A 6,231-nucleotide genomic window follows, 5' to 3' on the forward strand; every position below is an offset into this window, starting at 1 on the left:
GACACTTCTGCACTTTCCGAAGGATTATACTATTGGAACGCGACCTGCACCGACCTCGCAGGGTGGGCCGGCTACAGCGAAACCTGGAGCTTCACGATAGACACGTCGGCTCCAACCGTTAATCTTTCCAGCCCTGCGGACGGCAACATTACCATCTCAACCACAATTGCATTCCAGTGGAACGCGACCGACACATACGACCCCAGCCTCGAGTGCTCCATTTACCTGGACGGAATTCTCAACGGCACTAATTCCACCCTGAACGGCTCCTCCTCGCTCACAGTGCACAACATCTCCTACGGCGCCCACTCCTGGAACGTGAGCTGCATTGACGACGCGAACAACACAGGCTGGAGCGAAACCTGGCAGTTCATCGTAGCAGCGCCATTCGCGCCCACAGTGACTCTGATTTCACCTCCGGATGCCGCTACGTTCAACTACTCTGGCCCAAAGAACCTGACATGGAGCGTCAACTACTCGGTCGGCCCAACGACTTGCGGGGTTTACCTGAACGGAACCGAAATAAGCTCGCTCTCAGCCCCGAACAACGCGCCGGTGACCAACGAAACAGCCCCGCTTTCCCAGGGTGCCTATTCCTGGAACGTAAACTGCACTGACGCTCTGGGCAACAACGGAACAAGCCTGCTTTGGACGTTCATAATAGATACTAACGATTCGAATGATTCGATAGTCTCGCTGGTGAGCCCTGCCGACGGGACGGCATTCAACTCCACAGGCGTCAAAACCCTCACCTGGAACGTCACGGACGATTACAGCGCTACCGAAAACTGCACCATTTACCTGAACAACAGCGCGATATTCTCGGGCAGCGTTTCCACGGGCGTAAATATCAATACTGACACTTCTGCACTTTCCGAAGGCTCATACTATTGGAACGCGACCTGCACCGACCTCGCAGGGTGGGCCGGCTACAGCGAAACCTGGAGCTTCACGATAGACACGGCAGGTCCAGAGGTGAGCCTCATAAGGCCCCAGGACAGGCAGGTGTTCTCATCTACCGGAAACAAGACCCTGGAGTGGAACGCCACCGATTCCGCCTACCCGCTCAACTGCACGGTTTACCTGGATTCAGAACCGATATCCAACGCATCTGTCATGAACGACTCCGCACAGTCCACTGTGACGCGGCGGCTCGGCGAAGGCAGGTACTACTGGAACGCGAGCTGCACTGACCCGGCGCTCAGCACCGGCTGGAGCCAGACCTGGAGCTTCCGGATAGACGATTCGGGCGGGTCCGATTACTGTGGCAACGGCCACCTGGTAACGCCCGGGGAAGAATGCGAAGTGGGCCATCCACTGTGCATAATAAACGCCACGGAATTCCCTACCTGGATATGCGACACATCAACATGCAAGTGCCACGCTCCGGAGCCGCGTTGCGGAGACCTAATAATCAACCAGTCCAACGAGAGCTGCGAACCCGGCGCAGTCCCATGCACCAATTCCAGCTGGACCTGCAATGCGGATTGCACCTGCTCACCCCCTAAAATAGCCCCACGTTGCGGAGACCTAATAATCAACCAGCCCAACGAGAGCTGCGAACCCGGCGCAGTCCCATGCGCCAATTCCAGCTGGACCTGCAATGCGGATTGCACATGCTCCGCACCCCCTGAACATCCATATTGCGGCGACGGAAGATGCAGCAATGGCGAGAACTGCACCACATGCCCGCAGGATTGCGGCCGATGCCCGTGCTCTTCCAACAGCGACTGCCCTGCGGACCAGATGTGCTCGAACGGCGAGTGCATCCCAGGCCTGGGCTGCCAGTTCAACAGTCCGCCCTGCGGCGAATGCTTCATGTGCCTGGACAACCAGTGCGTTGATTTAGTTAACCATCTGCGCATAGACGCCCCCCTGGAATCTCTTGTGAACAACACGGTCACAGTGGCGCTCTACAACATTTCCAACTCCACGATCCAGTCAGCATACCTGAACGTCACCGACCCGCTCAACATCAGCGAACGTTATTTGAGCGATGCGAACGGCCGGATTTTCTACCTTCCGCCCATCATCGGCTACTACACCTACTCCTCGTCCTGCGCCAACCTTACCGGAATACTTGGGACGTACGTTTACGACACGCAGTCCCAGCCCTCGGACAAAATCCTGATAATACCGCTCTACGTGACCGAGCCCAGCAAGCTCACCATTGACGTGGTGAGCATGGGTAAGCCCACAAAAGCAGGGGTGAAAGCCGATGAGCCCAACCAGAAGCAGAAAACATCAGACACGGACGCTTACGGCAGGTACGAGGAGACCCTCACGGTCCCAGGCAAATACGTCTACACGATTTCCGCATCCAACGTGCGGAGCCTTGCCGCGAACATACAGCTCACTCCGCTGCCAGCGAGCCGGGGCATACTAGATGATCCGAACCTCCTCATCCTGCTCATCATCCTGCTTCTGCTCATATTACTCTCGTACAAGTACAGGGACAGGATAGTGGCGCTGCTGTTCGGAAAAAAGGCCGCGGCCCTCAGCTTTGAACCTGAAAAACCCGTTGCGGGGGAGGAGCTGGCAATAACCCTGCGTGACGAGAAGGGGGGCCCGCTCAGGAACAAAAAACTCATTGTCGTTGGGGAAAATGGCGAAGTAGCCGAGCTGAAAACGGATTCCAAAGGCAGCGCATCCTTCATACCTCCGGCCAAAGGGACCTACATCTTCTCCTTCAGGGATGCGGAAATAGAAAACGGAAAAGTGGAAGTAGGCTGATTTTATCCTGTTGCGGCCCACGTTTAATTCTCGTAGCGCATCAATATTTTATCAATCCATCTCCCGAAATAGTTCTCGTACTCGTCCAGCCTCGCGACCTCTATGAACCCGAGTTTCTCGTAAAGTTTTCTTGCGGTTTCGTTCCCCTCCAGATGCTCAATCCAAATCCTGTGCGGCTTGAAATATTTCTTCGCAGCCTGAATCCCCTTTCTCAGGAGCATTTCGCCATAGCCTTTTCCGCGGTGCTTCTTCGCGACCGAAAGCCCGAAATGCACATTGTGCATCTCCTTATACCTGCCGCGCATCACGTCGCACACTCCAGCAATTTTCCTATCCACAAACAGGATAATTTTCATCTGGCTTTTTGCATCCATGGCCTTTGCGGTGCTTTCAAGCCATTCTTTTTCCTGCTTCAGCGTAACCGGTTTGTCCATAAGTATGTACGCCTTTTCCCGGATTATGGGATTTATGTAATCCATGAACGCCTTCGCGCCAAGTTTCCTGAGTTCCTTCCCGCTCCTTACTAATTTCAATTCCTCCATCCGCTCCACCTAAATCCCCGCATGCCTTTTCGCAATCTCATCCGCAAGCGCATCCAGCTTCGCATAGTCCGCTTCCTTCGGAGTTCCTTTCGCGAAAACCGGAGCAATAAGCTCAGCGCTTTTGAAATTTCCCAACGCGCCCTTAATCTGCTCCGCGTGCGTAGCAGCCCACCCATACGAGCCGATAATCGTGTAGAACTTCGCCTTGGGCTTCAGTATGTTTATCGCGTGCGCGGCATAGAGCAAAGCTGGGTGTGCCTCGTTCAGCACTACTGCGCTGGCGAAAACCACGGTCGCGGAATCCAGCAATTCCGAGCTCACGCCTTCAAAGCCGGTTTTTGCAACGTCAAAAACTTTCGTTTCAATTCCCTTTTTCGCAAGCGCATTCTCCAGATGCCGGACCATCTTTTCAGTGCTTCCGTGCATGCTCACATAAGCTATGAGCGCCTTGTTCTTCACTCTCTCAGAAGCCCATTCCCTGTGCAATCCGATAATTTTAGCCGGTTCCCCTATTATGGGCCCGTGGCTCGGCGCAATCATCTCCAAATCCATTCCCGCGACTCTCTCAAGATGCGTTCTGAAAAATGCGCGATAGGGCAGCATAATCTCTGCGAAATACCTCTTTCCATCTTCTTCATCGTACGTGCCGCCGAAGCTTTCATGCGAACCTAGGAAATCGCACGTGAACAGGATTTTTTCCTCAGCAACATAAGTGAACATAGTTTCAGGCCAGTGCACCCACGGAGCAAGAACGAATTTCAGCGTTTTCCCGCCCAAATCCAGCGCCTCGTTCTCCCCAACTAATGCAAAATTCTCGTCTTTCAAATCCAGCAAATCCATAAGCATGGTCTTGCACTTCGCATTCGTAACCACTTTCGCCCCTGGATAAAGCTCAAGGATTCTCGGAATTGAGCCCGAGTGGTCCTGCTCGGCGTGGTTTGAAATAATGTAATCCAGTCTTTCTACATTCAACTCGCGCAGATTCGCTATGAGTTCGTCTGCCTTGACCGGATCGACAGTATCAATAAGCGCAATTTTTTCAGTTCCCTTCACAATATAGGAATTGTAGCTCGTGCCCTCAGGGAGCGGAAACAGCTCGTCGAAAAATTTTCTCTCCGGATGATTTGCGCCCACCCAATAAATCCCCTTCTTTATTTCAGTAAAGGCCATCACGCACACCCCTGCCAAAATCCTTTATCGCATATTTAATTAACCTTATTTCACACATCTATTTATGGATTTCCTATCCGCCATCCTCACTGTCCTAGGTCTCGCGCTTTTCGAATCCATAAGCAGCATAGACAACGCGGTAATCAACGCCGAAGTGCTTTCGAAAATGAGCGAAAGAGCCAAACGCTGGTTCCTCACCTACGGCCTTCTGTTCGCGGTCTTCGGGCTCAGGCTCCTTCTTCCCCTCGCAATTGTATGGATTGCGAATCCCTCATTGCAACCGTTGGACATCCTTATGGCCGCATTCAGCAGCGACCCGAAAATAATAGACGCGATAGAATCCAGCTCCCCGATACTGCTCGCGGGCGGAGGGGTGTTCCTTGTATTCCTTTTCTTCCATTGGCTATTCATAGAGCCCAAGAACTTTGGCCTGAGGGAGGAGAGGTTCTTCATTTCCCAGGGCGTGTGGTTCTACACCACTGTTTCAATCCTGCTTACGGTGATAGTTTGGTTCGCACTCCAGATTGACAGCATGCTCGCTTTCGGCGCAGTCGTGGGTTCAACCGCGTTCTTCATCACGCACGGCTTCAAGCAGAACGCGGAAGCAAGGGAGCGCGAATTGCTCGGAGGGGAAGGAAGCAGGGAAATGAGCGACTGGAGCAAAATCCTCTACCTTGAGGTGATAGACGCGACCTTTTCAGTGGACGGAGTGGTAGGGGCGTTCGCATTCACGCTTTCCGTACCGCTCATAATGGTTGGGAGCGGCCTCGGCGCCCTCATAGTGCGCGAAGTGACCATAAGAAACATCGAATCCGTGAAAAAATACAAGTACTTGAAGAACGGGGCAATGTATTCAGTCTTCATCCTCGGCGCGATAATGCTCCTGGACGCTTTCGGCGCGCACATACCCAGCTTCATTTCCCCAGTGTTCACATTTGCGATAATAGGGTATTTCTTCTGGAAATCCAGGAGCGAACCTGGAATTTCCGCACAGAAAAACTAATCTTCAATCCTGCGCATATTGTCTATTATTATTGAAGATAAAAACAGGTTCAGTTTCTCATCCTCCCTTTCCCGCGCGAGCTTCGTGAGCGAAAGATACTCATCTCTATTATTAGGATGAATAACGATGAGCGGAAACCCGCTCCTAATTAGTATGTAATTCCAGAGCAGGCGCGCAACCCTTGCGTTCCCGTCCGAAAAAGGCATTATGTGCTGGAACTCGCTGTGCACGAACGTAGCGAATTCGACAGTCTCCCGCACATTTCTCTTTCCGGAAAGGAATTCGTTCGCGTCCTGGCATAATCTTTCCAGCTTCGGGACTATCTCCTGCGGCGCCGCGGCCAGATACTGCTGGCCCTCGGAAGCGCCCTGCGCGGCCCTGAAACCTCCCCTCGCAAGCCCGAACGAGGATATGCGGTGCAGCTCGAGAATCAGCCCTGGCGAAAGCTGTTCGTCCATATACTTCAGCAGATACTCGAGCGAAAGGAGACAATTCAGCACCATGCTCGATTCGCTCATCTTTTTTCCTTCAGGCGCAATGTCCCTGAGCACGAGCTCCTTCGCCTCCTCGAACGTGAGCTGGCTTCCGGAAAGCTGCGCGCTCGCCCACGCGTATTCCACCTTCCTGCTCTTCTCAACAGCCCAGGCGTTCAGATGCTTCCTGGCTTTCCGGCAATGCTCCAGCAGGCGCTCCATCTCCGCATAAGCCTGCGCATCTGCGGGCCTCGCATTTCTCCTCTTTTCCCGTTTCATCCCGAACAGTTCAAGAACCTCGTCAAAAACA

General features: G+C 53.2%; 5 protein-coding genes. 2 read left to right on the plus strand and 3 right to left on the minus strand.

What is annotated here, in order from left to right; all coding sequences use genetic code 11:
• Positions 1-2,733 (plus strand): hypothetical protein (locus WC488_04140; protein ID MFA5077589.1); only part of this gene is annotated, 2,733 nt, incomplete at its 5' end.
• Between the two features lie 23 nt (positions 2,734-2,756).
• Here the strand turns inward: WC488_04140 and WC488_04145 are convergent.
• Both WC488_04145 and WC488_04150 read right to left on the minus strand, forming a co-directional pair.
• Positions 2,757-3,275, minus strand: a complete 519-nt coding sequence (locus WC488_04145) for a GNAT family protein (GenBank protein MFA5077590.1) — start codon at positions 3,273-3,275, stop codon at positions 2,757-2,759.
• Positions 3,276-3,284: 9 nt separating this feature from the next.
• Entirely contained in the window at positions 3,285-4,445 is a 1,161-nt protein-coding gene (locus WC488_04150; protein ID MFA5077591.1) for an FprA family A-type flavoprotein, read from the minus strand.
• 64 nt (positions 4,446-4,509) lie between these two features.
• Here WC488_04150 and WC488_04155 point away from each other — a divergent pair, with 64 nt between their 5' ends.
• Positions 4,510-5,448 carry a DUF475 domain-containing protein gene (locus tag WC488_04155; GenBank protein MFA5077592.1) on the plus strand — a complete coding sequence of 313 codons (939 nt, stop codon included), beginning with the start codon at positions 4,510-4,512 and terminating at the stop codon, positions 5,446-5,448.
• Here WC488_04155 and WC488_04160 read toward each other — a convergent pair.
• Positions 5,445-6,231, minus strand: a 787-nt coding sequence (locus tag WC488_04160; protein ID MFA5077593.1) for a Fic family protein, incomplete at its 5' end; no start/stop codon positions are given. The two genes, WC488_04155 and WC488_04160, sit on opposite strands and share 4 nt — an antisense overlap.

It is taken from the genome of Candidatus Micrarchaeia archaeon (assembly GCA_041650355.1).
Taxonomy (GTDB): domain Archaea; phylum Micrarchaeota; class Micrarchaeia; order Anstonellales; family Bilamarchaeaceae; genus JAHJBR01.